Below are 25,671 nucleotides of genomic sequence, written 5' to 3'. Positions count from 1 at the left end.
CCCTTTTATATGAGTTTAAACGTCGATTTCTCCGCAAAATCTGTTAAAATAAAAGGAAGAAATGATCGAATGTTGCCGGAAGATTGCAGGTGATGATATGCCGGTTCATTTTTTTGACGCGATTGTGCTTGACATTCTGTCATCCATGAAGGGTGAGCGTTCTCCAAGCGCGGTCTATCATTTATTAAAAGGAAAAAGGTCGTCACAGACGATACAGGACGCCGGTTTATTTGCCGTTTCAAAATACTTCGGCTTTTGTTCGGCTCTGTCGAGAGAGCAGGTGGCAGCCAGCGTTCAACGATTGAAGCAGGAGTCTTTGGTCAGAGAAAAAGCGGAAAGCGGCGCTTACACCGTCACCGAAAAAGGAGAAGCGGAACTTGCCGGCTTTTTTGCCCTTTATCCGTGGCCCCGCCATTTTCACGGCGGCTATTATCAGGCGGCAGCCAAAGTGATGTGGGCAAGGATGTCGCTTTTGATCCAAGTGCTCTCCAACAAGCTTTACCGCGAACGCGTGTATTTGCCGATCGTAAAAGATTATCAGATTCAGAACTGGGTTAAACAGTATTTAAGAAACCGGAATGCTGCTGAAACAGCGGCCCAGTTTCACCAAGAGCTGAAAGAGAAGCTGTCTGTTTTAAATCATGATGAACAGGCCGCTATTTTTGTTCACTCCCTGACATCCAGAACAAAAGCGGGCTATACATTTAGACAGCTTTCCGAAAAAATGAACCTTGATGAGTGGTACATATATGCACTGTTTTGGGATGTTCTGCACCATTTTATTCAATCCGCCCAAAATGGTGAAAGTCCGCTTTTTCAAACGCTCATTCATGACATTCCTTTGAATGATGGTCTGACACAATCGACGAGAAAAACGCTCTTTCTTATAAAAGAAGGGTATACAATAGACCGGATCGCAAAAATTAGAAAGCTGAAATTGGCGACGATCGAGGATCACATTGTGGAAATCGCCATTCATGATCCGTCTTTTTCCATCGATCAGTACGTGTCGAAAGAGGAACAGAAAATTATTGCCGATTATGCGATAGCGAACCAAACCAATAAAATCAGACAAATTAAAGAGGGACTCGGCGGCCGATACAGTTATTTTAAAATCCGCCTGGCCCTGTCGAAAACGGTGATCAGGAATGGATAAACTTCATCAGGCGCTCCGCAGGTATTTTGGTTATCATGCTTTTAAAAAAGGCCAGGAAACGATCATCAAAAGCGTGCTGGAGGGACGGGACACGGTGGCGATGCTTCCGACAGGAGGCGGGAAATCGCTGTGCTATCAGCTCCCAGGGCTTTTGTTAGACGGCACCGTCCTGATCGTCTCGCCGCTTTTGTCTTTAATGGAAGACCAGGTGCAGCAATTGAAGATGCGCGGAGAGAAGAGAGCTGCCGCCTTGAACAGCGCTTTGACACACCAAGAAAAAAATGACGTATTAAACCGGCTTCACCGCCTCAAATATCTGTACATTTCACCAGAAGCGCTTCAGTCCGGCCAAATGCTGAAAAAGCTTCAATTGCTCAATGTCAGCCTTTTTGTCGTTGATGAAGCCCACTGCATCTCACAATGGGGGCATGATTTCAGGCCTGATTATTCGAAGCTTGGAGACATCAAGGCGCTCCTCGGTCATCCCGTCACTCTGGCGCTTACAGCAACGGCAACCGAAGCGACATTAAAGGACATTTCGGAAATCCTGGGGCTTAAAGCCGCCAATTATTTGATTCATTCGGTCGACCGTCCGAACATTGCGCTTCATATTGAAAAGCTGAGGGATACTGCTGAGAAGACGGAGCGGCTGACAGGGCTGGTTCAAAAGCTGCAAGGTCCTGGCCTTGTTTATTGCCCGACGAGAAAATGGGCTGAAGAACTGGCTGACAAGCTCCGTAAAGAAGCAAACTTGAGAACGGGATTTTATCATGGCGGGATGGAGGCAAGCGACAGGATGCTGATCCAGCAGCAGTTTATCCGCAATCAGCTTGATGTGGTCTGCTGTACAAACGCCTTCGGTATGGGAGTGGACAAGCCGGATATCAGATATGTGATCCACTTTAGCCTCCCGCAGACGATTGAGGCGTATCTGCAGGAAATCGGACGTGCCGGCAGGGATGGAAAGCGGAGCGTCAGCATTTTGCTGAAGGCTCCGGGAGACGAGGAAATCCAGGAGCAGCTGATTCAAATGGAAGCCCTCTCCCAAAGCGATATCGGCTTTTTATACGAAAAGCTTGCAGGAGTGAAAGATGAACGCTGCCGGCGGGAAGCTCTGCAGCTGGCCGGTTTATCGGAAACGCAAGCCCGCCATTTTCTCCATCTTTATGAGAAGGTGCATCATCTGGGCGGCGATGGCCGGGCGGTCATTCAGAGGGAGATGGACAGCCGCAGGCAGCTCAAATTGAAAAAAGCGGCGGGATTCGCCGCCGTCACCGAAACAGAAGGGTGTTTCAGGGAAAGCTTGCTCGCTTATTTTAATGAACAAAAAAAGCCGCCGAAAACGGATGAAACAGCGTGCTGCACATCCTGCGGTTTAAGTCTTGAAGCATACGAAGTCAAAGGAGACCGTCCGTCTATGAACAAATTGACAGCGTGGGAAGAAGAATTGGATACCATATTTGCCGCCAGCTGTGATCGTGTATGCTGAAAAAACAGTCGGAAATCATACGTCGCCTGTCAGACGGGGAAATGCTGAAACAGCTCTATTTTTCCCAGACGCTGATGCTTTTTACCGCATTATTGATGGGCATCTTTTTATTTGATGATGCAGACGCTTTTCTATCGCTTTGGAATCCATCGGACTTGAGCATCCTGAAGTACGGGGCGCCGCTCGCGGCTCTCGTGATCATCGCCGACCTGATGGTGATGAAATGGGCTCCCAAGCATATGTATGACGATGAAGGGATAAATGAAAAGCTCTTTCGTGAACGCTCGTATCCGCATATCGTGATTCTTACCCTTTTCATTGCATTTGCAGAGGAAATATTGTTCAGGGGCGTTATCCAGACGCATTTCGGTCTCTGGGCGGCGAGCATTATTTTCGCGATATTGCATTTTCGTTATTTAAAAAAATGGCTGCTGTTTGTAATGGTGGTGTCCATCAGCTTTTTGCTCGGATTGAGCTTTGAACGGACAGGGAATTTATTTGTTCCTGTCACGGCACATTTTTTGATCGATGTTGTATTTGCGTGCCAGATTCGTTTTCAACACGTAAGGAGGAGTTCACATGACGGAGATGTCAAGAATAGAGAGGAAGAAGAGGGAACAGGAGAAGGCCAGCGCTGAAATGAACCGGGAGGCGGCCGCGGCTGTTGAACTGGAGACACTTGATGAGGAGATTCCTTCCAGACGGACTTATCATAAAAAAAAGAAGTCCAGCAAAAAAAAGAATAAAGACAGAAATCCACTATTCACGTCTCTTGCAGTCATGTTTGTTTTCATTCCGATCATCGTCTTCGTGGTGTTCATGTACATGCTGAATCAAGGAGGCGATACCGACCCTGATCAATATGATAATGTGTTTTATGAAAACAAAGGTGAAACGGGAATGACGAATGAAAATCAAAACGGTGAACAAGAAGCGGATCAAAAGGCGGCTTCGCAGCATACAGCCGCCGCCCTTCAAGAAGAAAAGCTGAAAGAGAGCAAACAGCCGGAAAATAAAGAGGATGAACCGTCAAAAAAAGACGAGCAAAAGCAAAAAGAGCGGCCTAAAGAGGCAAAAAAAGCAGATGAGCAGCCTGTCGCTGCAAAGAAGCCCGCCGCATCGAAGCAGCCTGCGGAACAAGAGAAGAAAACGGCAAACGCGCCTCAAACGCCGCCAGTTCAGCAAGCACCGCAGCCCAAAAAGGTGCTGAAGCACACGGTTGGCGAAAAAGAGACGCTTTTCCGGATTTCGATGAAATATTATAAGAACCGGTCAGGAGAGGAAAAAATCCGCAACTACAATCAATTATCAGGCAACAATGTCTACGCCGGCCAGGTCCTGGATATCCCGATTTATTAACAGTGGCATGATTTTGCCCGCGAATACATATACATTGTACTAACAAATAGGACAAGGTGTGAGGACTGTGGGAAGCGAGCTTGAAGAGCTGGACCGTTTTACGGACGAACCGACGAAACAAATGCTCCGCGCCTTAATTAAAAGGAAGAAAAAGTACGAAAACTATGCCAGACAGACATTCAGGTGGCAGGCGGTGGCGGCGATATGCGCGGTTTCGTTTTGTGTGTTTGCAGCGTCAAAGGGGATTGGGCAAAACGGCTTCCTTTCCGGCTTGCTGAATGACTCCGTCTATCTGCTGTGGATCTTGTCGGCCGCTTTTGCATACAGCACCGCTTACTATTTTAAAAAGAAGGAAGAAAAAGCAGAAGGGGAATATCATAAGCTGAGATGCGAGATTATTCAGAAAAGCACGGATCTATGGCCCCAGCCTGAAGAGTGGAAATCAAGGGAAACGGTTTTTAAGATCATGAAACAGCAGTATGACATTAATCTTTATTTCGAAAGCAAATAAAAGACGTTTTCTTGTTAAAAGAAACGTCTTTTTGCATCAAGCCGTCTTATCATAAACAAAACAGATTGGAGAATGCACATGATCTATTGGCTCAGTCTGGCTTCGGCCGCTTTCATCGGCCTTGCTGCTTTAGTGTGGAAAATGTCAGCCATCGCGCGCGAAAACCGGGTGTTGAAGGCTGAATTTTCACTCGGGCGCCTGAAAAAGGAATTGAATGTCTTTTTTATTTCAGATATTCATAGGCGGACAGTCAGCGAAGACATTATTTGTGAAGTGAAAGAACGCGGGGTTCAGCTCGTCATCATCGGCGGCGACTTAGCAGAGGGCGGCGTCCCTTATACGAGAATTGAAGAAAATATCAAAAGGCTTTCAAGTTTGGGAAAAACGTATTTTGTATGGGGAAATAACGATTATGAAGTTGATCAGGAAAGGCTGCTGGAAATATTCAAGACATACGGTGTAACGCCTTTGCGCAATGCTTCGGTATTGCATGACCATCAAGGACAAACTGTCAATATTTGCGGAGTGGATGACATCAGACTCGAATTGGATGATTACCCGGCAGCTCTCGGCGGCGTGCAGCCGGGTTTTCCGACTGTCCTTGTGTCACATAATCCGGAGATTCATCATCAAATACAGGAGGCGGACGGTATTGACCTGATATTGAGCGGTCATACCCACGGAGGACAGATTCGCTTCGGCAGATTCGGGCTCTGTGAAATCGGAGGAACCGGCACTGTTTTCAAGGCTCCGTACTTGATCAGCAACGGCTATGGAACGTCGAAGCTTCCTCTGCGGCTCGGAGCGAGGCCGGAAACCCATCTGATCAATCTGGTTCCGGGCCCCCGTATGGAAGGAAACTGATGCTTTTTCACTGAAAAAAAACGAAAAGGCGGCATTGTGCTTGTCTTCCTCTCAAACACAGTGTAAACTGGTATCAAAATTAAGAACCTATGACTCATCATCTCCATATAATAAGATATATGATGTGTGCAAGAAGAGGCAGGAGGGAACGTTATGCGGCTTGAGCGTCTAAATTATAATAAGATCAAAATCTTTCTGACACTTGACGATCTGACAGACCGGGGGCTGACGAAAGAAGACCTTTGGAAAGACTCATTTAAAGTTCAGCAGCTGTTTAAGGACATGATGAACGAAGCGAATACAGAGCTCGGGTTCGAAGCGAATGGCCCAATCGCTGTTGAAGTGTATTCTCTTCAAGCACAAGGAATGGTCATCATTGTCACAAAAAATCAGGAAACAGATGAAGACGATAATGAGTATGATGAGGACTATATTGAAATGCAAGTCAAACTTGGCGAAAGTGTTGACATTATATATGAATTTCAAACGTTTGAGCATCTGATTGAACTTTCCAAAAATCTGGACCGCATCGGTATTCAAGGCGGGACAGTCTACCACTATGAGGGCAGGTATTTCTTAAGTCTCGACGATTTTGACTCCCTTGAGGTTGACGGCGTGATTTCGATTTTAGCCGAATATGGGAATCCGACGACTTTAACGATTTACAGGCTTCAGGAATACGGAAAGAAAATCATGGAGAACAATGCCGTTCAGACCATTCAGACATACTTTAAATAGCCCGCATTCAAAAAAGATATTCTGCTGTGTTAAACAGCAGTTTTTTTCTGCCGAAAATAAGAATATAACAAAAATGATTTTTCTTGAATATTTTCACGAAAAATGGTTGATTGTTCTTTGCATGATTAGTGCAAGGGTGTATACTATTCTCTGAAAGGACAACATGCCAGAAAGACTTTAGGAGGTTAACTTATAATGGTAGCCGATCAAAACACCGGTCATACTGAAGAAAACACACATGACGTTTTGAAATCAACGCAAACGGTGATACATAAGGCGCTTGAAAAATTGGGATATCCTGAAGAGGTGTATGAATTACTAAAAGAACCGATTCGTTTTTTAACGGTGAAAATTCCGGTTCGCATGGACGATGGATCTGTTAAGATTTTCACGGGCTACCGAGCCCAGCACAATGATGCAGTAGGGCCGACAAAAGGCGGCATCCGTTTTCATCCGGGAGTTACAGAAAAAGAAGTTAAAGCGCTTTCTATTTGGATGAGTCTGAAATGCGGCATCATCGACCTTCCATATGGAGGCGGAAAGGGCGGGATCATCTGTGATCCGCGGGATATGTCCTTTCCTGAACTGGAACGTTTAAGCAGAGGGTACGTTCGGGCGATCAGCCAAATTGTCGGACCGACAAAAGACGTACCGGCTCCCGATGTATTTACCAATTCTCAAATCATGGCATGGATGATGGACGAATATTCAAGAATCGACGAATTCAACTCGCCGGGCTTCATTACCGGCAAACCGCTCGTTTTAGGTGGTTCTCACGGCAGAGAATCTGCGACAGCAAAAGGGGTTACAATCTGCATTAAAGAGGCGGCGAAAAAGAAAAACATCGACATTGAGGGAGCTTCTGTCGTCGTGCAGGGGTTCGGAAATGCGGGAAGCTACCTTGCGAAATTCATGTATGACGCAGGTGCAAAGGTTGTCGGCATTTCTGATGCATACGGCGGCCTGTACGATCCTGAAGGGCTTGACATCGATTACCTGCTTGACCGCCGAGACAGCTTCGGAACGGTCACAAAGCTGTTTAATGACACCATTACAAACAAAGAACTGCTGGAGCTGGAGTGCGACATTCTTGTGCCGGCTGCCATAGAAAATCAAATTACCGCGGAAAACGCCCATAACATCAAGGCGAAAATCGTTGTCGAAGCTGCCAACGGCCCGACGACGCTCGAAGCGACGAAAATTCTTTCCGACCGCGACATTCTTCTTGTACCGGACGTGCTGGCAAGCGCCGGCGGTGTAACGGTATCCTATTTTGAGTGGGTGCAAAACAACCAGGGATTCTACTGGACTGAAGAAGAAGTTGAAGAACGTTTGGAAAAAATGATGGTCAAATCGTTCAACAACATTTATGAAATGGCGCACAACCGCAGAATTGACATGAGGCTTGCAGCCTATATGGTGGGCGTCCGCAAGATGGCGGAAGCATCCCGCTTCAGAGGCTGGATATAGGCTCAAACATTTGCAACAACCCAAAAAATCTCCTATCATAAAATAGGAGATTTTTTGATTTGCCGGATATGACAGGAGATGAACGGAACATGAAAGAAGAAAAAGTGATCATTATCGGCGGCGGCCCCTGCGGGCTTTCAGCAGCTATTCACATGCAAGAGATCGGAATAGATGCACTCGTCATTGAGAAAGGAAACATCGTCAACAGCATTTATCAATATCCTACTCACCAAACCTTTTTCAGCTCAAGCGAAAAACTGGAGATTGGCGATGTGGCTTTTATTACTGAAAATCACAAGCCGGTCAGAAATCAGGCGCTTTCTTATTACAGGGAAGTCGCCAAACGAAAAAATCTACGGATCAACGCGTTTGAGAAAGTTCAATCCGTAACAAAAACAGAGAATAACCAATTTATCGTGGAAACATCAAAGGACACGTATTTGTCTTCTTTTTGCATTGTCGCAACGGGATATTATGACAATCCGAACTATATGAATGTACCGGGAGAAGACCTTCCAAAAGTATTTCATTATTTTAAAGAGGCTCATCCGTACTTTGATAAAGATGTTGCAGTTATCGGGGGCAAAAACTCAAGCGTCGACGCGGCAATGGAGCTCGTTAAGGCGGGCGCAAGAGTGACCGTATTGTACAGAGGGAACGAATATTCCTCCAGCATCAAACCGTGGATCCTTCCGGAATTCCTTTCGCTTGTCAAGCACGGAAAAATCAGAATGGAATTCCGGGCGGTCGTCAAAGAAATTACGGAAGACGAGCTGATTTTTTCTGTCGACGGAAAAGAAACCAGGATCAAAAATGATTTTGTATTTGCCATGACCGGCTATCATCCAGATCATAGCTTTCTTCAAAAAATGGGAGTCAAAATCGACGCAGAGTCGGGCCGTCCTTTCTTTAATGAAGAAACGATGGAGACGAACGAAGAAGGCATCTTTATCGCCGGCGTTATTGCGGCCGGGAACAACGCAAATGAAATCTTTATTGAAAACGGCCGTTTTCACGGCGGCTTAATCGCAGCTGAAATTGCTAAACGGATATAAAAACCGGATGTTTTATGATTTGTATCAGGCAAAAGAGAGCATATTCTATATATAGATGTGCTCTCTTTTTTATCGGCACACAGATCAACGCGAAAAGGGGCATCTTGACATGAATAAAAAAGTAGCTCTCATTACAACGGGAGGAACGATCGCCAGCCGGAAAACCGAAAGCGGCCGGCTTGCGGCAGGGGCGATCAGCGGCCCTGAATTAGCCGAAATGTGCAGCCTGCCGGAAGATGTACAGATCGATGTCTACCCGGCGTTTCAGCTTCCAAGTATGCATATAACATTTCAGCATTTATTAGAGCTCAAGCAAACCATCGAACGCGTGTTTCAGGACGGCGGCTATGACGGCGCGGTTGTAACGCATGGTACGGACACGCTTGAAGAAACCGCCTATTTTTTGGATTTAACAATAGAGGATGAGAGGCCGGTCGTTGTCACAGGTTCACAGCGAGCACCGGAACAGCAAGGCACAGATGCATATACAAATATCAGGCATGCCGTATATACAGCTTGCAGTCCGGATATAAAAGGAGCCGGCACGGTTGTTGTTTTTAACGAAAGGATCTTTAACGCGCGCTACGTTAAAAAAGTGCACGCTTCGAATCTGCAGGGTTTTGACGTATTCGGTTTCGGCTACTTAGGGATCATTGATAACGACAAAGTATACGTTTATCAAAAGCCGTTAAAGCGGGATGTTCACCAGCTGCAAAGGCCGCTTCCTGCAGTGGACATCGTCAAATGCTATCTTGATGGAGACGGCAAGTTTATCAGAGCCGCCGTCCGCGAGGGTGTCGAAGGGATCGTCCTTGAGGGAGTCGGAAGGGGGCAGGTGCCGCCGAATATGATGGCTGATATCGAACAAGCTTTAAATCAGGGCGTTTATATCGTCATCACGACGAGCGCAGAGGAAGGCGAAGTTTATACGACCTATGACTATGCAGGCAGCAGCTATGACCTCGCGAAAAAAGGGGTCATTTTAGGCAAGGATTATGACAGCAAAAAAGCGAGAATGAAACTCGCCGTCCTTCTTGCAAGCTATAAAGAAGGCATAAAAGACAAATTCTGCTATTAGGCGGCCTGTTCTTTTTCAATTTCAAAACAATCCGAATCATGGTAGGATAGAATGAGATGAAAAGGAAAGAGGTTTCCTCATGTTCGGAATTATCTCAGCAGGCCTAGCTCCCGGAATCGCACTGTTAATGTATTTTTACTTAAAGGAAAAATATGAATCCGAGCCCATTCATATGGTCATCCGCCTCTTTATACTGGGGGTTTTGCTCGTTTTTCCGACGATGTTCATCCAGTATGTATTGGAAAAAGAACACATTTCTGAGGGCAGTTTTGTCGTTTCGTTTTTAACTTCCGGCTTTTTGGAAGAATTTTTAAAATGGTTTTTGCTGATGGTCAGCACCTTTCAGCATATCGACTTTGATGAACACTATGACGGAATCGTATACGGGACAAGCCTTTCATTGGGGTTTGCGACGCTTGAAAATATATTGTACCTCATCGGAAACGGGGTGGAGTACGCCTTTATGCGCGCTTTGCTTCCGGTTTCCAGCCATGCTTTATTCGGAGTGATCATGGGCTTTTACATCGGCAAAGCCCGTTTTTCGGATAGCAAAACAAAGATGAAATGGCTGCTATGCTCGCTTTTTATTCCGGCTTTGCTTCACGGTCTCTACGATTATATTCTGCTCGCCTTAAAAAACTGGATCTATTTTATGCTGCCCTTTATGGCGTTTCTTTGGTGGTTCGGCTTGCGCAAAGCAAAAAAAGCCCGTTCCGTCAAAACCGGCGGGCAGCCTCTTCAGCAATAGCCGCCTTGTAAAAGGGCGGTTTTTTTATTTTTCTTGTCAGGCATATTTGCCTAAAGATGAAACAGAAAGGAAAGCGTGTATAAAATCTGCCTCGCTACAAAAGATATGGTTACAAAAATGCTGGAGGAGGCTTAAAACATGAAGTCGAAAGGTTCTTTTTGTTTGAATGTCATTTTATGTACCATTATGGCAACCAGTCTTTCACTTCCATTCAGTCAAAAAAGCGCTGCCTTTTCTGAACAGGTAATACAGCGGGGGGCGACAGGGGATGATGTGATTGAACTGCAGGCAAGACTTCAATACAATGGCTATTACAATGGCAGAATTGACGGAGTATACGGGTGGGCGACATACTGGGCCGTCCGCAATTTCCAAAATCAGTTCGGCTTAAGGGATACAGACGGCCTGGTCGGGCCGAAAACAAAACGATTATTAATCAATCATACTAAATATTACAGCGACTACGTGCACAGACAGCTTCGAAAAGGAAACCAATTTACACATTACGGCGGGCTGCCGCTGAAGTATCAGACGAAGCCTTCAAAAGAAGTGCAGCAGCAGGCGAGAAAAAAGGCGGAAGCAAGACAGCGGCAGGGCGCACAACAGCGGGGTACCGCCCAAAAACAGCCGCAGCAAAAGCAGCAGGCCGCTCCTGCACAGCCGAAAAAACAAGCACAGCCAAAGGCTGCACCTAAACAAGCCGCGCCTAAAAAACAGGATGCCGTTGCAGCCAATATGCCGGGCGGATTCTCGAACAACGACATTAATCTGTTGGCCCAAGCGGTTTACGGTGAAGCGCGCGGAGAACCGTATGACGGCCAGGTTGCCGTTGCAGCTGTTATATTAAACAGGCTCGATAGCCCTACGTTCCCGAATACGGTGGCGGGCGTTATCTTTGAACCGCTTGCATTTACAGCTGTCGCGGACGGACAGATTTATATGACGCCGGATGAAACGGCGAAAAAAGCCGTTCTTGACGCCATCAACGGCTGGGATCCATCAGAAAATGCCACTTACTATTTTAACCCTGACACGGCCACTAGCTCATGGATTTGGGGCAGACCTCAAATTAAAAGGATCGGTAAACACATTTTCTGTGAATAAAAGCGAGGTGCTATAAATGATCAGAGGAATTTTAATCGCCCTTTTAGGTGTCGCCATCGTCGGAACAAGCTATTGGGGCTATAAAGAACATCAGGAGAAAGACGCCGTTTTGCTTCATGCCGAAAACAACTATCAAAGGGCATTTCACGACTTAACTTATCAGGTGGATCAGCTGCATGATAAAATCGGGAGCACGCTTGCGATGAACAGCAAAAAAACGCTGTCTCCCGCTTTGGCGGAAGTCTGGAAAACGACTTCTGAAGCGCATAACAATGTCAGCCAGCTGCCGCTGACCTTAATGCCGTTTAACAAGACCGAAGAGTTTTTGGCAAAGGTCGGAGATTTCAGCTACAAAGCAGCCGTGCGCGATCTTGACAAAGAGCCGCTCAATAAAAAAGAGTACGCTTCTTTAAATCAGCTATATGAAAATTCAAAGGATATACAAAATGAACTGCGTAATGTCCAGCATTTGATTATTGACAAAAATTTGAGATGGATGGATGTAGAACTTGCGCTCGCGTCCGGCCAAAAACAAAGCGACAATAAGATTATTAATGGCTTTAAAACCGTTGAAAAAAGCGCAAGTGCATTTTCGGATACGGATTTAGGCGCGACAGAGATGACGAACACGAAAAAAGAGCAGCAAGGGTACGACCATTTACAAGGCAAAAGAATAACCGAAAAAGAAGCGCGCAAGATTGCCCAAAAATTCGCCCAGGACAAAAATTACAATATCAAAGTATCGAAAAGCGGCAAGAAAACGAACAGGGATGTATACAGCATCAGTATGCAGGACCCTGATCAAAAAGCGGATATTTATATGGACATTACCGAAAAAGGCGGATATCCGGTTTATCTGATTCAAAACAAAAAAATTAAAGATGAAAAAATCAGCTTAAACGATGCGTCAAACAAAGCCCTTCAATTTTTGAAAAAAAACGGCTATAAAACAGAAGACCTGAAGATGGATGAAAGCTCGCAATACGACGGCGTCGGGGTGTTTTCATTTGTTCCGGTCCAGGACGATGTCTGGCTCTATCCGGACAGTATCCGCATCAAGGTCGCACTTGACGACGGCGAGATTACCGGGTTTAATGCAAAGGATTTCTTAATCTCCCATAAAAAAAGAGACTTGCCGAAGCCCAAACTAACGCCTGAAAAAGCGAAAGCAAGCCTGAATCCCAACGTAAAAGTTCAGGAGACGCGCCTTGCTTTAGTCACGAACGAGCTTTCACAAGAAGTGCTCTGCTACGAAATTCTCGGCACGATTGAAAACGATACATTCCGCATGTTCATCAATGCCAATGACGGCACGGAAGAGAAGGTTCAGAAAATGAAAAGCGCAGAACCGATATACAACGACTTGTAAAAACGATAGATCAAAGGGAAAAGGCGATAACATGCCTTTTCCTTTTTAGCATTCGGAATAATTCGCCCTAAACATTTCCATACTGAACATATGGGCGGAACGTCCGCCGGTAAATTGAAAATGCCCGGGGCCATAAATTTTCCGGGCAGCGGAGGAATAATATGAAAACAATCGAACGGTTATTATTTAAGATACTCGTCGTACAGACGGTCATTTTAATCAGCGTGCAGCTTCTTTTTCATTTCTCCAAGGCTGAGCCTTATCTGTCAAAGGTCGTGCAGTATGAAGGCGTGAACAACATGAAAATCGGCGAATGGATCGAGACATTTAAGCCGTAATTCACGCTAAAATCTCCCCTTTTTCGCCTAATACATGATACAATCCTATAAGGAGTACCAGATAGCAAGGAGAGGAATTATGGAAAAGAAATTATGCATTGCAATAGACGGCCCTGCGGCAGCCGGAAAAAGCACCGTGGCGAAAATCGTGGCCAGAAAAAAGTCGTATATTTATATTGATACGGGTGCCATGTACAGGGCGATTACGTATCTAGCGCTGGAAAAGGGCGTTGATTTAAACGACGAAGCGGCGCTGACGGCCTTGTTAAAAGAATCTGCCATCGATCTCACGGTTTCGCCTGAAGGAGAGCAGAAGGTTTATATCGCAGGCGAAGATGTAACAGAGGCGATCCGCACGGATAGCGTGAGCAACCAAGTCTCCATCGTCGCCAAATACGCCGGGATCCGCGAAGAAATGACGAAAAGGCAGCAGCAGCTGGCTGAAAAAGGCGGAGTCGTCATGGACGGCCGCGACATCGGAACCCACGTTCTCCCGAATGCGGAAGTGAAAATATTTCTCTTGGCGTCCGTCGAGGAGCGGGCAAAACGCCGCTTTGAAGAAAACGTCAAAAAAGGGTACAATGTAAATTATGAAACGCTTGCAGAAGAAATCAGGCGCCGTGACAAACTCGATTCAGAGCGCGAGATTTCCCCGTTGAAAAAAGCGGACGATGCGCTTGAAATCGACACGACTTCATTGACGATCGATGAAGTGGCCGAAAAAATTCTGCAGATTGTAGACAAAAAGGCTCAAAAATAAAAAATCCGGGCAAATTACTTATTGTCTGCATGTTTTGACTTGACAAACACAGGCTTTTATTAGAAGTTAGTAATAATAAATCATGTTTTAGAACATTCAAATATCCATTTTTGAATGGTTCTTTAATACATATCGGCTGTCCGGAGCGGATATCATTTCGTCCGGAATAACCGTTTTTACAAAAGCTGTGTAGGTTTGGACCAAGGAGGTTATTGAAATGACAGAGGAAATGAATCAAATTGATGTTCAAGTACCAGAGGTTGGAGATGTGGTGAAAGGTATTGTAACGAAAGTTGAGGACAAGCATGTCGATGTTGACATCCCCAACTGCAAGCAAACCGGAATTATCCCAATCAGTGAATTATCAAGTCTTCATGTTGAAAAAGCATCAGATGTCGTCAATGTTGACGATGAGCTTGAATTAAAAGTGACAAAAGTGGAAGACGATGCATTGATTTTATCAAAACGTGCTGTTGATGCAGACCGCGCTTGGGAAGACCTAGAGAAAAAGTTTGAGTCAAAAGAAGTGTTTGAAGCCGAAGTAAAAGACGTCGTTAAAGGCGGTCTGGTCGTCGATATCGGCGTGCGCGGATTCATTCCCGCATCGCTTGTAGAGGCGCATTTTGTCGAAGATTTTACAGATTATAAAGGAAAGACGCTTACTTTAATCGTCGTTGAACTTGACAGAGATAAAAACCGCGTGATTTTATCACACCGTGCGGTTGTAGAAAAAGAGCAGTCAGAAAGAAAACAAGAATTTCTTCAAACGCTGGAAGCAGGACAGGTGCTTGAAGGAAAAGTACAGCGCCTGACAGACTTCGGTGCTTTCGTTGACATCGGCGGCATTGACGGTCTTGTTCACATCTCCCAGCTCTCGCATTCACACGTTGAAAAACCGTCGGACGTCGTCGAAGAAGGCCAGGATGTCAAAGTCAAAGTGCTGTCCGTCGACCGCGACAATGAACGAATTTCGCTATCGATCAAAGAAACGCTTCCTGGACCTTGGTCCAACATCGGTGAAAAGGTGAAGCCTGGAGACGTATTGGACGGAAAAGTTCAGCGCTTGGTGAGCTTCGGTGCATTTGTCGAAGTGCTTCCTGGAGTTGAAGGCCTCGTCCACATTTCGCAAATCTCCAACAAACACATCGGAACGCCTCATGAAGTGCTTGAGGAAGGCCAGGACGTAAAAGTGAAAGTGCTTGATGTCAATGAAGAGGAAGAGCGCATTTCTTTAAGCATGAAAGAGCTTGAAGAAAACACCGATAAAGCAGAGCAGGAAGATTACCGTCAGTACCAGGCGAAGGAAGAGTCTTCAGGGTTCCAGCTCGGTGAAATGATCGGAGACAAACTGAATAAATTAAAGTAAAATTTGGTGATGATGGTGACGCGAGCAAAAAGAAAAAAAGAACACATTGATCATGCCCTGTCCACCGGACAGAAACGTCAGACCGGGCTTGATGATATCACATTTGTTCACGTCAGCCTTCCGGAAACGGAATTGTCACAAGTTGATACTTCAACCAAAATAGGCGAACTGTTTTTAAGTTCGCCTATTTTTATCAATGCGATGACAGGCGGAGGCGGGAAGGCGACGTTTGAGATCAACAGGGCTTTGGCGAGGGCGGCTGCACAAACAGGCATACCGGTCGCTGTCGGCTCGCAAATGTCCGCTTTGAAAGATCCCGATGAGCGACCTTCATACGAGATCGTCAGAAAAGAAAATATGAAGGGGCTTGTATTCGCCAATTTGGGGAGCGAAGCGACAGTGGAACAGGCCAAGCGGGCGGTCGACATGATTGAAGCCGATATGCTTCAAATTCACCTCAATGTGATTCAGGAAATCGTCATGCCTGAAGGCGACCGCAATTTTACAGGACGCCTGCGCCGGATTGAAGACATCTGCCGGAGTGTCAGCGTACCAGTCGCCGTAAAAGAGGTTGGCTTTGGGATGAGCAGGGATACCGCGGCCCGGCTTTTTAACGTCGGCGTTCAGGCGATCGATGTCGGCGGTTTCGGGGGAACGAATTTTTCGAAAATCGAAAATTTGCGCAGGGATAAAGCGGTTCAGTTTTTCGATCAATGGGGCATATCGACAGCAGCCAGCCTGGCCGAAGTCAGTTCGATATCCGGCGATCGGCCGATTATCGCATCCGGCGGCATACAAGATGCCCTTGATTTGGCCAAATCGATAGCGCTGGGCGCGTCTGCGGCTGGGATGGCAGGCTATTTTCTCAAGGTGCTGACAGCTTCGGGAGAAGAGGCGTTAGCCGCCGAAATCGAGAGCCTGATAGAAGATTTCAAAAGAATTATGACCGTCTTGGGTTGCAGGACGATTGAACAGTTGAAAAAAGCGCCGCTCGTCATCAAGGGCGATACATATCATTGGCTGAAAGCGAGGGGTGTTGACCCCTTTGTTTACAGCATGCGTTAAAAAAACCGGCTTCTCTTGAGCCGGTTTTTTTACGGGTTTCGCTTGCGCGCGTCCTCCGCACTTTCGAGAGAGGCGGCGCCATTGTAGCTGATCGACTGGTCACGGTCCGATTCGGTTCGCTTCTGCTGTTTCAGCTTCTTTTCCTGTCTGTCTTTTCCCAACGCTGTTCCCTCCTTATCGCACGTTTAAAAAATCTTAAGTCGCTCCATACTGAAAATGGAGGACGAAAACATATGGAAGAATTCTATTATTATTGGTCAATGTGGTTTTTATGGGTGCTGACGACTTTTATCCTCGAGAAAAACAGGTTTCGCTTTTATGCGTCAGCATTTATTTTGCTCAACATCATTTTAAGTATGTATCAGGTCAGGCTCTTTATGTATTTTAATGCCGCCTATTTGTCGTTTTATATCGGAGCCTTCATGCTGTGCGGTTTTTTGAGGCTTCATAAAAGTGTCAAGCGGCTGCTGCTTCATCTCTCGATGGTGTCCGCCTACGGTTTTTTGTTTCTGTTTGCATTATATGACCCTGTTTGGTTTATCCTAAAGCCTGAATGGCTGATCATCATCTTGTTTGTCATCATGACAGCAGCTTTTGAAAGAAGCTTCGCCGTCCGTCTCGGGGTGTTTGTGCTCGGGATGTGCCAGGGGGAGCTCTTGTATACATTCGTCATCAGAAAGCTCTATGGAGACATTGCAGCGGGCGGTTATTCATGGCTGTCAATGTGCGCTGCGGGGATCGTTCTCGTTTACGGAATATCCCAGTATGAACAGCTGATGCATCAAGTCTATCATAAATTGAAGCGATTGAATAAAGGAGCAGCAAAAATGTCATGAGCCAATATACTTATCCGATCATCTTGGGAATTGTCGCAGGTATTGTTGTCAGAGTATATATGCTCCGAACCGACTACCGCCAGTACCCCACTTATCTTCATGGGAAAACGATACATATTGCGCTGGCTTTGATCGCTGCCAGCATTGGCGCGATCATTATTCCGTCAATCTTGAAATCGGATTATACAGCGATTACGTTTTTAACGCTGGCTGCAACCCAATTCAGGGATGTCCGGAACATGGAACGGGAAACATTGACGCAGCTTGACGGCTATGAACTCGTTTCAAGAGGCAGCACGTATATCGAAGGAATCGCGATCGCCTTTGAAAGCAGGAATTACATTGTCATTTTTACATCGCTCCTGACGACCCTCGCATACATTCTGTTTTCATCGGTATGGGCAGGCCTTGCTGCTGCTTTGATCTGTTTTATCGCGGGCAGAATCTTAATGTCCGGAAGCTTTATTAAGGATATCGCCGATATAGAGTATAAAAAGCCTCATTTTGAAGGGGCCGGACTTTATGTCGACAATATTTACATTATGAATATCGGGCTTCCCGAAAAGCGGAAGCTGATTTTGGAACACGGCATGGGGTTTATTTTGAAGCCGAAAAATTTTAATTCCGCAGTAACGATTGCCAATCTCGGGCAAAGACAAGCGATTTTATTTGACGTTTCAAATGTGCTCGGCGTGTATCGAGATTCTGGAGAACCCTCTCTTTCGCCGCTTGCGAAAAGGGATTTGAATGACGGGCGGGTCGCGGTTTTTGTCCTTCCGGTCATCAAGGACAAAGAGACGGCGATCAGGGTCATCGGCGATGTTCCGACGCTGGAAAACGCCATCCGCGTACCGATGGAATTCATTAAAGAAAAGCACAGCAAGGTGATAAAATGAGCGAATCAATCGAAAAATTCATTCTCGCCGTCGTCACAACGAGGCGAGACAGAGTGATCGGCGGGACGGCTGCATTTTTCTGCGACACCCCCGAGGAAATGAACACGTACGCCAAAAACCTTGAAGCCATTCTCGACGGAATCGCCCACGGAATAGGAGATGACCTTTATTTGATTGTGAAACATTTTTAATTACAGTTGTGATCTCTTTAGAAATTGATATAATATATGAGTTAAGCCCTTCTGTATGGAATAAGAAGGGTTTCTTTCTTCAAACTGATTTTTTGAAAAGAGAAACAAATGATCATTCATTTAAAGATGGAAAAGCTTTACTGAATTGAAAGGAAGGGTACTATGGGAAAACCTGTCGTAGCCATAGTTGGAAGACCCAATGTGGGGAAGTCCACGATCTTTAACAGGATCGCGGGCGAAAGAATTTCGATTGTGGAAGATACACCTGGCGTGACGCGGGATCGGATATACAGCTCTGCCGAGTGGCTGAATCACGACTTCAACCTGATTGATACAGGCGGAATCGAAGTCGGCGATGAGCCGTTTTTGGCGCAGATTCGCCATCAGGCCGAGATCGCCATGGAAGAAGCAGATGTGATTATTTTCATGACGAACGGCCGCGAAGGCGTCACAGCCGCTGATGAAGAAGTGGCAAAAATTTTATACCGTACAAAAAAACCCGTCGTTCTGGCGGTTAATAAAGTGGATAATCCTGAAATGAGAGCAAACATTTACGATTTTTATGCCCTCGGCTTTGGCGAGCCGTTCCCGATTTCAGGGACGCATGGCCTTGGTCTCGGCGATCTGCTTGACGCGGTCAGCGAACATTTTAAAAACATACCCGAGACGAAGTATGAGGATGAAGTCGTTCAATTTTGCCTCATCGGCCGGCCGAACGTCGGAAAATCCTCCCTTGTAAACGCCATGATTGGAGAAGAGCGCGTTATCGTCAGCAATATTGCGGGAACGACGCGCGACGCCATTGACACGAGGTTTACATACAATCAAAGAGACTTTGTCATCGTGGATACAGCCGGGATGAGAAAAAAGGGGAAAGTGTATGAGGCAACTGAAAAATACAGCGTCCTCCGAGCTTTAAAGGCGATCGACCGTTCAGAAGTCGTCTGCGTCGTCTTGGACGGCGAAGAAGGCATTATTGAGCAGGACAAGCGGATTGCCGGCTATGCGCATGAAGCAGGAAAAGCTGTTGTCATCGTCGTAAACAAATGGGATGCAGTCGAAAAAGACGAGCGGACGATGAAAGAATTTGAAGAAAAGGTTAGAGACCACTTTCAATTTTTGGACTACGCGCCTGTTTTGTTTATGTCCGCTTTGACTAAAAAGCGCATCCATACGCTGATGCCTGCGGTCATGACGGCGAGCGAAAACCATTCGATGAGGGTGCAGACCAATATTCTTAATGATATCATTATGGATGCGGTGGCTATGAACCCGACGCCGACGCATAATGGAAACCGGTTAAAAATTTATTATGCGACACAAGTGGCTGTGAAGCCGCCGACATTTGTCGTATTTGTCAATGACCCTGAGCTGATGCATTTTTCTTACGAACGCTTTTTGGAAAACCGGATACGCGACGCCTTCGGATTTGAAGGAACACCAATCAGGATTTTCGCAAGAGCAAGAAAATAAAGAGGTGTAGTAAAAATGACAAAAGTATCGATTTTGGGAGCCGGAAGCTGGGGAACAGCCTTGGCGCTCGTTTTGGCGGACAACCAGTACGATGTGTGCATATGGGGCCATCGTGAAGAACTGATTCAGCAAATCAATGAACATCATGAAAACAAAGATTATCTGCCGGGTGTCAAACTTTCTGAAAACGTGCGTGCCACAACAGATCTTGAAGCTGCAGTGGCTGATGTCAAGACGATCATTGTCGCCGTTCCGACAAAAGCGATCCGCGAAGTTTTGGCACAGGCTGTTTCCTTCATCAACCAAAAGGCGATTTTTGTACATGTTTCAAAAGGAATTGAGCCTGACACACTGCTTCGAATTTCTGAAATGATGAAAGAAGAAATTCCGGCTGAATTAAGGGAGGACATCGTCGTTCTGTCCGGACCGAGCCATGCGGAAGAAGTCGGTTTAAGGCATCCGACGACAGTAACGGTATCTGCCGACAGCAGCATTGAATCGGCCCAGGCGATCCAGGATATGTTTATGAACCAGAATTTCCGCGTGTATACGAATCCGGATATGATCGGCGTAGAGATCGGCGGCGCGCTGAAAAACGTCATTGCGCTTGCCGCGGGCATTACAGACGGTTTGGGATACGGAGATAATGCGAAAGCCGCGCTGATTACAAGGGGCTTGGCAGAAATCGCCCGGCTCGGCACAAAAATGGGCGGAAATCCGCTGACATTCTCGGGTCTTACTGGAATCGGGGACTTGATCGTCACCTGCACAAGCGTCCATTCACGAAATTGGCGAGCCGGTAATATGCTGGGTAAAGGCTTCAAGCTGGATGAAGTTCTGGAAGAAATGGGGATGGTCGTCGAGGGGGTCCGCACGACAAAAGCCGCTTATCAGCTTTCAAAGAAATTTGATGTAAAAATGCCGATCACCGAAGCACTGCACAAAGTATTGTTTGACGGCGAAAAAGTTGAGACGGCAGTCGAATCATTGATGGCAAGAGTCAAAACACACGAGATGGAAGATCTTGTGAACACATTCGAAAATCAAATGAAATGACCGCCCCATCATCAACTGCTTTTATACTCTCCTCTAAGTTCGTTTTAAAAAAACCAAAACATTTTGGAGACTTAGGCAAGAGAGGATACATTTGTCCGAAGACTTGCATAAAATAGAATCGAAGTCTGGAAGAGCTGTATCTTACAAATTGGGTTATATAGTCACAATCATTATGCCTGAAGCAAAGCCCCCCTCTTTGCTTCAGGCTTTTTTTTGCGGCTTTTTCCGTTTCGAAATATTGGAAAAGCTGTTGAACTTCTGGTTTTTCTTATATAAAATGAAATATAACGCTTACATCACAAGAAAAGGTAGAAGGAGGGCTTCAATGTGAATGTCGGTCTGTTAAAAATGTGGTTTGCCTTGGGATCAATGGGCCTGATGTTCTTAGCGGTGATTGCCATATACATAAGCAGATATAAATTTAAAAACCGTTTTTTAAAAATTATCACGTCGTTTGTCGCCTACACATGTATGCTCATCTCCGGCGTGATCGTCTTTTTTGTCGTCTTCAGCGGCCCCGTCAACGAATAATGCATAAAAAAGGAAGATTCATATGAAAATCGTAAACGTTCTGCTCGCTATTTTATTGACCGCAATCATGTTAAGCGGTTGTTTGTACCCTGAAGAAAGAAAGGCGAAAAACAGCGCACCGCATCAGCACCAGCTCAAAGAAGTGCAGGCGGCCGTTGATGAATTCAGGGAGGCGACGGGAGGGCTTCTGCCGATTAAGACAAGGGATATGGGCGTGCCAATCTATCAAAAATACCCTATCGATTTTAACAGGCTGTCCCCCCGGTATATGGCTGAGCCGCCGGGCACATCCTATGAAAACGGCGGAGAGTACTTGTACGTTCTTGTCGATGTGGAAAAAAAGCCGACGGTCAAGCTCATTGATGTAAAAATGTCGGAAATGATCAGGGAGTTAAAGCTTCGGGTCGAAATGTATAAAGATCAGCACAAGTATCCGCCGTATAAAAAAGTCGTATCCAAGAACTTATTCATGCTTGACCATGAAAAGCTCGGACTGAAAGAGGCGCCTTCTGTCACGAGTCCGCTTTCGGGCACCTCGCTGCCGCTTCTCGTCGATGAAAAAGGCGACATTAAAGTGGATTACCGGATGGATTTGGCCAAGCTGATGAAGAAGTCGAAAAAAACGGTAAAGCCGGGCGAGGAAGTCCAAGATTTGATGTGGGAAGAGACGCCTTTCGTTCCGGCGTTTTCGGTAAAGTACACAGTGAATGACAAACAGGAACCTGTTTTTCTCGAATAGAATATCGGTCAAAATGCAAGTATCAGTCATGAACCTTTCTCCTCGGCATACAATGAGGAGAAAGGTTTTTTCATGTATGCCGAAAAAATTTCCCTAAGCTGTCATATTGAAATAGGACAACGTCATACACTATAGTGTCCTGTTTTTGATTGATGAAGAAGTAAAAAATTGAAAAGGATTGGAAGTCCGGGAGGGGATCACTTGGAAAAGGTCGATATTTTCAAGGATATCGCTGAACGAACAGGAGGCGATATATACTTAGGTGTCGTAGGAGCTGTACGTACAGGAAAATCTACGTTTATCAAAAAATTTATGGAGCTAGTGGTGCTCCCGAATATCAACAATGAAGCAGACCGGGCGCGCGCACAAGATGAGCTCCCCCAAAGTGCCGCTGGCAAAACCATTATGACAACTGAACCGAAGTTTGTTCCGAATCAGGCAATGTCAGTTCATGTCAGTGACGGACTCGATGTGAATATAAGGCTTGTCGACTGCGTCGGCTATACTGTACCCGGGGCAAAGGGATACGAGGATGAAAACGGGCCGAGAATGATCAATACTCCTTGGTATGAAGAGCCGATTCCGTTTCACGAAGCTGCCGAAATCGGCACGAGAAAAGTCATCCAAGAGCACTCCACAATCGGTGTTGTGATTACGACTGACGGCACGATTGGAGAAATCGCCAGACAGGATTATGTCGAGGCTGAAGAACGGGTGATCGACGAGTTGAAAGAGGTTGGAAAACCGTTTATCATGGTCATCAATTCCGTAAGGCCGTATCATCCGGAAACAGAAGCGCTCAGGCAAGAATTGATGGAAAAGTACGACATTCCGGTGCTGGCGATGAGCGTTGAAAGCATGAGGGAAGCGGACGTTCTGAGCGTTCTCAGAGAAGCGCTTTACGAATTCCCTGTGCTCGAAGTCAACGTCAATCTTCCAAGCTGGGTGATGGTATTAAAAGAGAATCATTGGCTCAGGGAAAACTATCAAGATTCCGTTAAAGAAACCGTCAAAGATATTAAAAGACTGAGAGATGTCGACCGCGTCGTCGGACACTTCAGCGAATTTGATTTCATCGAGCGCGCAAGCCTCGCCGGAATTGAAATGGGCCAGGGGATCGCGGAAATCGATTTATACGCGCCGGATTACCTGTACGATGAAATTTTGAGGGAAGTCGTCGGCGTTGAAATCAGAGGAAAAGATCACCTCCTTCAGCTCATGCAGGATTTTGCCCATGCCAAGACCGAATATGATCAAGTCTCAGATGCATTGAAAATGGTGAAACAAACCGGCTATGGAATCGCAGCTCCCGCATTAACCGATATGAGCCTGGATGAACCGGAAATCATCAGGCAGGGTTCAAGATTCGGAGTCCGGCTGAAGGCGGTGGCGCCGTCGATTCATATGATCAAAGTCGATGTAGAAAGCGAGTTTGCGCCGATCATCGGAACAGAGAAGCAGAGCGAAGAGCTTGTCCGCTATTTAATGCAGGACTTTGAGGACGATCCGCTGTCAATCTGGAATTCCGACATATTCGGAAGAAGCTTGAGCTCGATCGTCAGAGAAGGGATTCAGGCGAAGCTGTCACTCATGCCTGAAAATGCGAGATATAAGCTGAAGGAGACGCTGGAGCGCATTATCAATGAAGGCTCAGGCGGCTTGATTGCGATCATCTTATAAAAGGGAAGGCCTCTTATCATACGGGAGGTCTTTTTTTATGCCTGAAAACAGGCTGAACGGGCGCGGTGAAAGGGGGTTGGACGGCAAGGGCTTGCGGCTGGAAATATAGGAAAGATTATGATTAAAAAAGAAAAAACAGGAATATTTGTTCGTTTTATTCTGCTTAAACCTTGACGAATAAGGGATCATCGCTTTAAAATGCTTGATATGGCTATTCAGATGTGTTAATCTACAAACAGAAAATCTTCACTTTACTGGACAAACGTTCCTCTCAAAGTGAAATTTTCGCTGGAAGCCGTGAAATGCCTTTTCTATATTTATTTGAAATTTCTGTTCAAACAGGTATAGAAACAGGTTGAACTGTGAAGAAATGATGATAATCTATTGATTGATACCTTTTGGGAGGAGGTGAAAGGCATGAACAAGACAGAACTAATCAATGCGGTTGCAGAAGCAAGCGAACTATCTAAAAAAGACGCTACTAAAGCAGTTGATTCTGTTTTTGATACAATTTTAGATGCACTTAAAAACGGTGAAAAAATTCAATTGATCGGTTTTGGTAACTTTGAGGTTCGTGAGCGCTCAGCTCGTAAAGGACGCAATCCTCAAACAGGTGAAGAAATCGAAATCCCTGCAAGCAAAGTACCTGCTTTCAAACCAGGTAAAGCGCTTAAAGACGCTGTAGCAGGAAAATAATTGTATGTATATGCCGTTTTCGCGCGTAATACATACCATGTTGTTTCTTCACAGGAAAGCCCCTTTTCAAAGGGGCTTTTCATAATTTAAAGGCCTTTTTTAGACGGATAACATTTTGCCGGCAAAAAACCTTTCATTTTGCTTTTATAAGCTGAAGTGTGCTAGAATCTGAATTAAATGTATGCGTTTCTGGAGGATATAAAACAATGAGAGAAATCAACAAAGACCAAATTGAACAAGCCGTCCGGCAAATATTGGAGGCGATCGGAGAAGATCCGAACCGCGAGGGCCTTCTTGATACACCGAAAAGAGTCGCAAAGATGTACGCTGAAGTATTTGCGGGTTTAAACGAAGATCCGAAAGAGCATTTCAAAACGATTTTCGGCGAGGATCACGAAGAGCTTGTTCTTGTTAAAGATATTCCTTTTTATTCAATGTGTGAGCACCATTTAGTTCCTTTCTACGGGAAAGCCCATGTAGCCTATATCCCTAAAGGCGGAAAAGTGACAGGACTCAGCAAGTTGGCGAGAGCCGTTGAAGCGGTGGCAAAACGTCCGCAGCTTCAGGAGCGGATTACGTCAACAATTGCCGACAGCATTGTTGAAACGCTGACTCCGCACGGTGTAATGGTGGTTGTTGAAGCCGAGCATATGTGCATGACGATGCGCGGCGTGAAAAAGCCGGGTTCAAAAACTGTCACTTCAGCTGTAAGGGGAACGTTTAGACAGGATGTGGCTGCTCGCTCTGAGGTGTTGGAGCTTATCAAAACATCATGATTAAAAATGAGAAGGTGTGCGATGAACATGACCAATAATCAATCGAATGATTTTGTCGTTATCAAAGCCGTTGAAGACGGCGTCAATGTGATCGGACTGACAAGGGGGACGGACACGAGATTTCATCATTCAGAAAAGCTTGATAAAGGAGAAGTGATGATCTGCCAGTTTACCGAGCATACCTCCGCGATCAAGGTCCGGGGCGAGGCCCTTATTCAGACGGCAAACGGCGAGATGAAGAGCGAATCGAAAAAATAGCAGGCTGGCTTTTTATGCCCGTCCGCGTGGCATAAGACAATATCTTTCAACATATTATGGTATAATTAA

29 protein-coding genes are annotated in these 25,671 nt (G+C 45.8%); 28 read left to right on the top strand and 1 reads right to left on the bottom strand.

Features of this window, described 5'->3' with window-relative positions; genetic code table 11:
* Positions 1-97: 97 nt before the first annotated feature.
* The 17 genes from MHI30_RS12105 (at position 98) to fni (ending at position 16,470) form a co-directional block, all read left to right on the top strand.
* Positions 98-1,156, top strand: a complete 1,059-nt coding sequence (locus tag MHI30_RS12105) for a helix-turn-helix domain-containing protein (protein ID WP_003183062.1) — start codon at positions 98-100, stop codon at positions 1,154-1,156.
* Entirely contained in the window at positions 1,149-2,645 is a 1,497-nt protein-coding gene (locus MHI30_RS12100; RefSeq protein ID WP_003183060.1) for an ATP-dependent DNA helicase RecQ, read from the top strand. Before MHI30_RS12105 ends, MHI30_RS12100 begins: the two co-directional genes overlap by 8 nt.
* On the top strand, positions 2,639-3,283 hold the full coding sequence (locus tag MHI30_RS12095; protein ID WP_003183057.1) for a CPBP family intramembrane glutamic endopeptidase: 645 nt from the start codon (positions 2,639-2,641) through the stop codon (positions 3,281-3,283). Before MHI30_RS12100 ends, MHI30_RS12095 begins: the two co-directional genes overlap by 7 nt.
* Positions 3,225-4,004 carry a LysM peptidoglycan-binding domain-containing protein gene (locus MHI30_RS12090; protein WP_011198078.1) on the top strand — a complete coding sequence of 260 codons (780 nt, stop codon included), beginning with the start codon at positions 3,225-3,227 and terminating at the stop codon, positions 4,002-4,004. Before MHI30_RS12095 ends, MHI30_RS12090 begins: the two co-directional genes overlap by 59 nt.
* 67 nt (positions 4,005-4,071) lie before the next feature.
* Entirely contained in the window at positions 4,072-4,515 is a 444-nt protein-coding gene (locus tag MHI30_RS12085) for a YpbF family protein (protein ID WP_011198077.1), read from the top strand.
* 78 nt (positions 4,516-4,593) lie between these two features.
* The gene (locus tag MHI30_RS12080) at positions 4,594-5,379 is read left to right on the top strand and encodes a metallophosphoesterase (RefSeq protein WP_009327990.1); all 786 of its coding nucleotides are present in this window, start codon (positions 4,594-4,596) and stop codon (positions 5,377-5,379) included.
* Positions 5,380-5,532: 153 nt separating this feature from the next.
* The gene (locus tag MHI30_RS12075) at positions 5,533-6,117 is read left to right on the top strand and encodes a genetic competence negative regulator (RefSeq protein ID WP_003183050.1); all 585 of its coding nucleotides are present in this window, start codon (positions 5,533-5,535) and stop codon (positions 6,115-6,117) included.
* Positions 6,118-6,312: 195 nt separating this feature from the next.
* Positions 6,313-7,587, top strand: coding sequence for a Glu/Leu/Phe/Val dehydrogenase (locus MHI30_RS12070; protein ID WP_003183047.1), 1,275 nt, complete (start codon positions 6,313-6,315; stop codon positions 7,585-7,587).
* An 89-nt stretch (positions 7,588-7,676) separates the two neighbouring features.
* Positions 7,677-8,642, top strand: a complete 966-nt coding sequence (locus MHI30_RS12065) for a YpdA family putative bacillithiol disulfide reductase (protein ID WP_011198076.1) — start codon at positions 7,677-7,679, stop codon at positions 8,640-8,642.
* A gap of 109 nt (positions 8,643-8,751) precedes the next feature.
* Positions 8,752-9,720: an asparaginase gene (locus MHI30_RS12060; protein ID WP_003183042.1), complete on the top strand. Its 969-nt coding sequence runs from the start codon at positions 8,752-8,754 to the stop codon at positions 9,718-9,720.
* A 79-nt stretch (positions 9,721-9,799) separates the two neighbouring features.
* Positions 9,800-10,468 carry a glutamic-type intramembrane protease PrsW gene (prsW, locus tag MHI30_RS12055; protein WP_003183040.1) on the top strand — a complete coding sequence of 223 codons (669 nt, stop codon included), beginning with the start codon at positions 9,800-9,802 and terminating at the stop codon, positions 10,466-10,468.
* A gap of 138 nt (positions 10,469-10,606) precedes the next feature.
* The gene (sleB, locus tag MHI30_RS12050; protein WP_003183038.1) at positions 10,607-11,572 is read left to right on the top strand and encodes a spore cortex-lytic enzyme; all 966 of its coding nucleotides are present in this window, start codon (positions 10,607-10,609) and stop codon (positions 11,570-11,572) included.
* Between the two features lie 16 nt (positions 11,573-11,588).
* Positions 11,589-12,941, top strand: a complete 1,353-nt coding sequence (gene ypeB, locus MHI30_RS12045; RefSeq protein ID WP_009327993.1) for a germination protein YpeB — start codon at positions 11,589-11,591, stop codon at positions 12,939-12,941.
* Positions 12,942-13,102: 161 nt separating this feature from the next.
* A complete protein-coding gene (locus MHI30_RS12040; protein WP_003183034.1) occupies positions 13,103-13,279 on the top strand; it encodes a YpfB family protein in 177 nt (58 codons plus the stop codon).
* 79 nt (positions 13,280-13,358) lie between these two features.
* On the top strand, positions 13,359-14,039 hold the full coding sequence (gene cmk / locus MHI30_RS12035) for a (d)CMP kinase (RefSeq protein WP_003183032.1): 681 nt from the start codon (positions 13,359-13,361) through the stop codon (positions 14,037-14,039).
* 217 nt (positions 14,040-14,256) lie between these two features.
* Entirely contained in the window at positions 14,257-15,405 is a 1,149-nt protein-coding gene (gene rpsA, locus MHI30_RS12030; RefSeq protein ID WP_003183030.1) for a 30S ribosomal protein S1, read from the top strand.
* A 15-nt stretch (positions 15,406-15,420) separates the two neighbouring features.
* Positions 15,421-16,470 (top strand): type 2 isopentenyl-diphosphate Delta-isomerase, encoded by a 1,050-nt coding sequence (gene fni / locus MHI30_RS12025; RefSeq protein WP_167564581.1) that lies wholly within the window; start codon positions 15,421-15,423, stop codon positions 16,468-16,470.
* A gap of 29 nt (positions 16,471-16,499) precedes the next feature.
* On the opposite strand, the gene MHI30_RS12020 is transcribed toward fni, so the two are convergent.
* Complete coding sequence (locus tag MHI30_RS12020; protein WP_003183025.1) at positions 16,500-16,631, bottom strand: YpzI family protein; 132 nt, start codon at positions 16,629-16,631, stop codon at positions 16,500-16,502.
* Positions 16,632-16,703: 72 nt separating this feature from the next.
* Between MHI30_RS12020 and MHI30_RS12015 the strand changes: the two genes are divergently transcribed.
* The 11 genes from MHI30_RS12015 (at position 16,704) to mtrB (ending at position 25,602) form a co-directional block, all read left to right on the top strand.
* Positions 16,704-17,306 (top strand): hypothetical protein, encoded by a 603-nt coding sequence (locus MHI30_RS12015; RefSeq protein ID WP_003183023.1) that lies wholly within the window; start codon positions 16,704-16,706, stop codon positions 17,304-17,306.
* Positions 17,303-18,202, top strand: a complete 900-nt coding sequence (locus tag MHI30_RS12010) for a YIEGIA family protein (protein ID WP_003183021.1) — start codon at positions 17,303-17,305, stop codon at positions 18,200-18,202. The genes MHI30_RS12015 and MHI30_RS12010 overlap by 4 nt, the downstream gene beginning before the upstream one ends.
* Positions 18,199-18,393, top strand: coding sequence for a hypothetical protein (locus MHI30_RS12005; protein WP_003183019.1), 195 nt, complete (start codon positions 18,199-18,201; stop codon positions 18,391-18,393). The genes MHI30_RS12010 and MHI30_RS12005 overlap by 4 nt, the downstream gene beginning before the upstream one ends.
* A gap of 162 nt (positions 18,394-18,555) precedes the next feature.
* Positions 18,556-19,866: a ribosome biogenesis GTPase Der gene (gene der / locus MHI30_RS12000; RefSeq protein ID WP_003183017.1), complete on the top strand. Its 1,311-nt coding sequence runs from the start codon at positions 18,556-18,558 to the stop codon at positions 19,864-19,866.
* A gap of 15 nt (positions 19,867-19,881) precedes the next feature.
* The gene (locus MHI30_RS11995; protein WP_003183015.1) at positions 19,882-20,922 is read left to right on the top strand and encodes an NAD(P)H-dependent glycerol-3-phosphate dehydrogenase; all 1,041 of its coding nucleotides are present in this window, start codon (positions 19,882-19,884) and stop codon (positions 20,920-20,922) included.
* 327 nt (positions 20,923-21,249) lie between these two features.
* Entirely contained in the window at positions 21,250-21,453 is a 204-nt protein-coding gene (locus MHI30_RS11990) for a DUF2768 domain-containing protein (RefSeq protein WP_003183013.1), read from the top strand.
* 22 nt (positions 21,454-21,475) lie between these two features.
* The gene (locus MHI30_RS11985; protein ID WP_003183010.1) at positions 21,476-22,192 is read left to right on the top strand and encodes a hypothetical protein; all 717 of its coding nucleotides are present in this window, start codon (positions 21,476-21,478) and stop codon (positions 22,190-22,192) included.
* Between the two features lie 201 nt (positions 22,193-22,393).
* Positions 22,394-23,872: a stage IV sporulation protein A gene (gene spoIVA, locus MHI30_RS11980; protein ID WP_003183009.1), complete on the top strand. Its 1,479-nt coding sequence runs from the start codon at positions 22,394-22,396 to the stop codon at positions 23,870-23,872.
* A gap of 417 nt (positions 23,873-24,289) precedes the next feature.
* Positions 24,290-24,568, top strand: a complete 279-nt coding sequence (hbs, locus tag MHI30_RS11975; protein WP_003183006.1) for a non-specific DNA-binding protein Hbs — start codon at positions 24,290-24,292, stop codon at positions 24,566-24,568.
* A 206-nt stretch (positions 24,569-24,774) separates the two neighbouring features.
* Entirely contained in the window at positions 24,775-25,344 is a 570-nt protein-coding gene (gene folE / locus MHI30_RS11970; protein WP_003183004.1) for a GTP cyclohydrolase I FolE, read from the top strand.
* A gap of 27 nt (positions 25,345-25,371) precedes the next feature.
* Positions 25,372-25,602, top strand: a complete 231-nt coding sequence (mtrB, locus tag MHI30_RS11965) for a trp RNA-binding attenuation protein MtrB (protein ID WP_011198073.1) — start codon at positions 25,372-25,374, stop codon at positions 25,600-25,602.
* Positions 25,603-25,671: the final 69 nt, after the last annotated feature.

The sequence above is a fragment of the Bacillus sp. FSL L8-0528 genome (genome assembly GCF_038593085.1).
GTDB lineage: Bacteria > Bacillota > Bacilli > Bacillales > Bacillaceae > Bacillus > Bacillus paralicheniformis.
This window is presented reverse-complemented; position numbering and strand designations above follow the sequence as displayed.

What these genes read in the sequence shown, in the direction of transcription:
- MHI30_RS12105 (WP_003183062.1), top strand. Translation starts at nt 98, where the DNA reads ATGCCGGTTCATTTTTTTGACGCGATTGTGCTTGACATTCTGTCATCC.
- MHI30_RS12100 (WP_003183060.1), top strand. Translation starts at nt 1,149, where the DNA reads ATGGATAAACTTCATCAGGCGCTCCGCAGGTATTTTGGTTATCATGCT.
- MHI30_RS12095 (WP_003183057.1), top strand. Translation starts at nt 2,639, where the DNA reads ATGCTGAAAAAACAGTCGGAAATCATACGTCGCCTGTCAGACGGGGAA.
- MHI30_RS12090 (WP_011198078.1), top strand. Translation starts at nt 3,225, where the DNA reads ATGACGGAGATGTCAAGAATAGAGAGGAAGAAGAGGGAACAGGAGAAG.
- MHI30_RS12080 (WP_009327990.1), top strand. Translation starts at nt 4,594, where the DNA reads ATGATCTATTGGCTCAGTCTGGCTTCGGCCGCTTTCATCGGCCTTGCT.
- MHI30_RS12075 (WP_003183050.1), top strand. Translation starts at nt 5,533, where the DNA reads ATGCGGCTTGAGCGTCTAAATTATAATAAGATCAAAATCTTTCTGACA.
- MHI30_RS12070 (WP_003183047.1), top strand. Translation starts at nt 6,313, where the DNA reads ATGGTAGCCGATCAAAACACCGGTCATACTGAAGAAAACACACATGAC.
- MHI30_RS12065 (WP_011198076.1), top strand. Translation starts at nt 7,677, where the DNA reads ATGAAAGAAGAAAAAGTGATCATTATCGGCGGCGGCCCCTGCGGGCTT.
- MHI30_RS12060 (WP_003183042.1), top strand. Translation starts at nt 8,752, where the DNA reads ATGAATAAAAAAGTAGCTCTCATTACAACGGGAGGAACGATCGCCAGC.
- prsW (WP_003183040.1), top strand. Translation starts at nt 9,800, where the DNA reads ATGTTCGGAATTATCTCAGCAGGCCTAGCTCCCGGAATCGCACTGTTA.
- sleB (WP_003183038.1), top strand. Translation starts at nt 10,607, where the DNA reads ATGAAGTCGAAAGGTTCTTTTTGTTTGAATGTCATTTTATGTACCATT.
- ypeB (WP_009327993.1), top strand. Translation starts at nt 11,589, where the DNA reads ATGATCAGAGGAATTTTAATCGCCCTTTTAGGTGTCGCCATCGTCGGA.
- MHI30_RS12040 (WP_003183034.1), top strand. Translation starts at nt 13,103, where the DNA reads ATGAAAACAATCGAACGGTTATTATTTAAGATACTCGTCGTACAGACG.
- cmk (WP_003183032.1), top strand. Translation starts at nt 13,359, where the DNA reads ATGGAAAAGAAATTATGCATTGCAATAGACGGCCCTGCGGCAGCCGGA.
- rpsA (WP_003183030.1), top strand. Translation starts at nt 14,257, where the DNA reads ATGACAGAGGAAATGAATCAAATTGATGTTCAAGTACCAGAGGTTGGA.
- MHI30_RS12015 (WP_003183023.1), top strand. Translation starts at nt 16,704, where the DNA reads ATGGAAGAATTCTATTATTATTGGTCAATGTGGTTTTTATGGGTGCTG.
- MHI30_RS12010 (WP_003183021.1), top strand. Translation starts at nt 17,303, where the DNA reads ATGAGCCAATATACTTATCCGATCATCTTGGGAATTGTCGCAGGTATT.
- MHI30_RS12005 (WP_003183019.1), top strand. Translation starts at nt 18,199, where the DNA reads ATGAGCGAATCAATCGAAAAATTCATTCTCGCCGTCGTCACAACGAGG.
- der (WP_003183017.1), top strand. Translation starts at nt 18,556, where the DNA reads ATGGGAAAACCTGTCGTAGCCATAGTTGGAAGACCCAATGTGGGGAAG.
- MHI30_RS11995 (WP_003183015.1), top strand. Translation starts at nt 19,882, where the DNA reads ATGACAAAAGTATCGATTTTGGGAGCCGGAAGCTGGGGAACAGCCTTG.
- MHI30_RS11985 (WP_003183010.1), top strand. Translation starts at nt 21,476, where the DNA reads ATGAAAATCGTAAACGTTCTGCTCGCTATTTTATTGACCGCAATCATG.
- hbs (WP_003183006.1), top strand. Translation starts at nt 24,290, where the DNA reads ATGAACAAGACAGAACTAATCAATGCGGTTGCAGAAGCAAGCGAACTA.
- folE (WP_003183004.1), top strand. Translation starts at nt 24,775, where the DNA reads ATGAGAGAAATCAACAAAGACCAAATTGAACAAGCCGTCCGGCAAATA.
- mtrB (WP_011198073.1), top strand. Translation starts at nt 25,372, where the DNA reads ATGACCAATAATCAATCGAATGATTTTGTCGTTATCAAAGCCGTTGAA.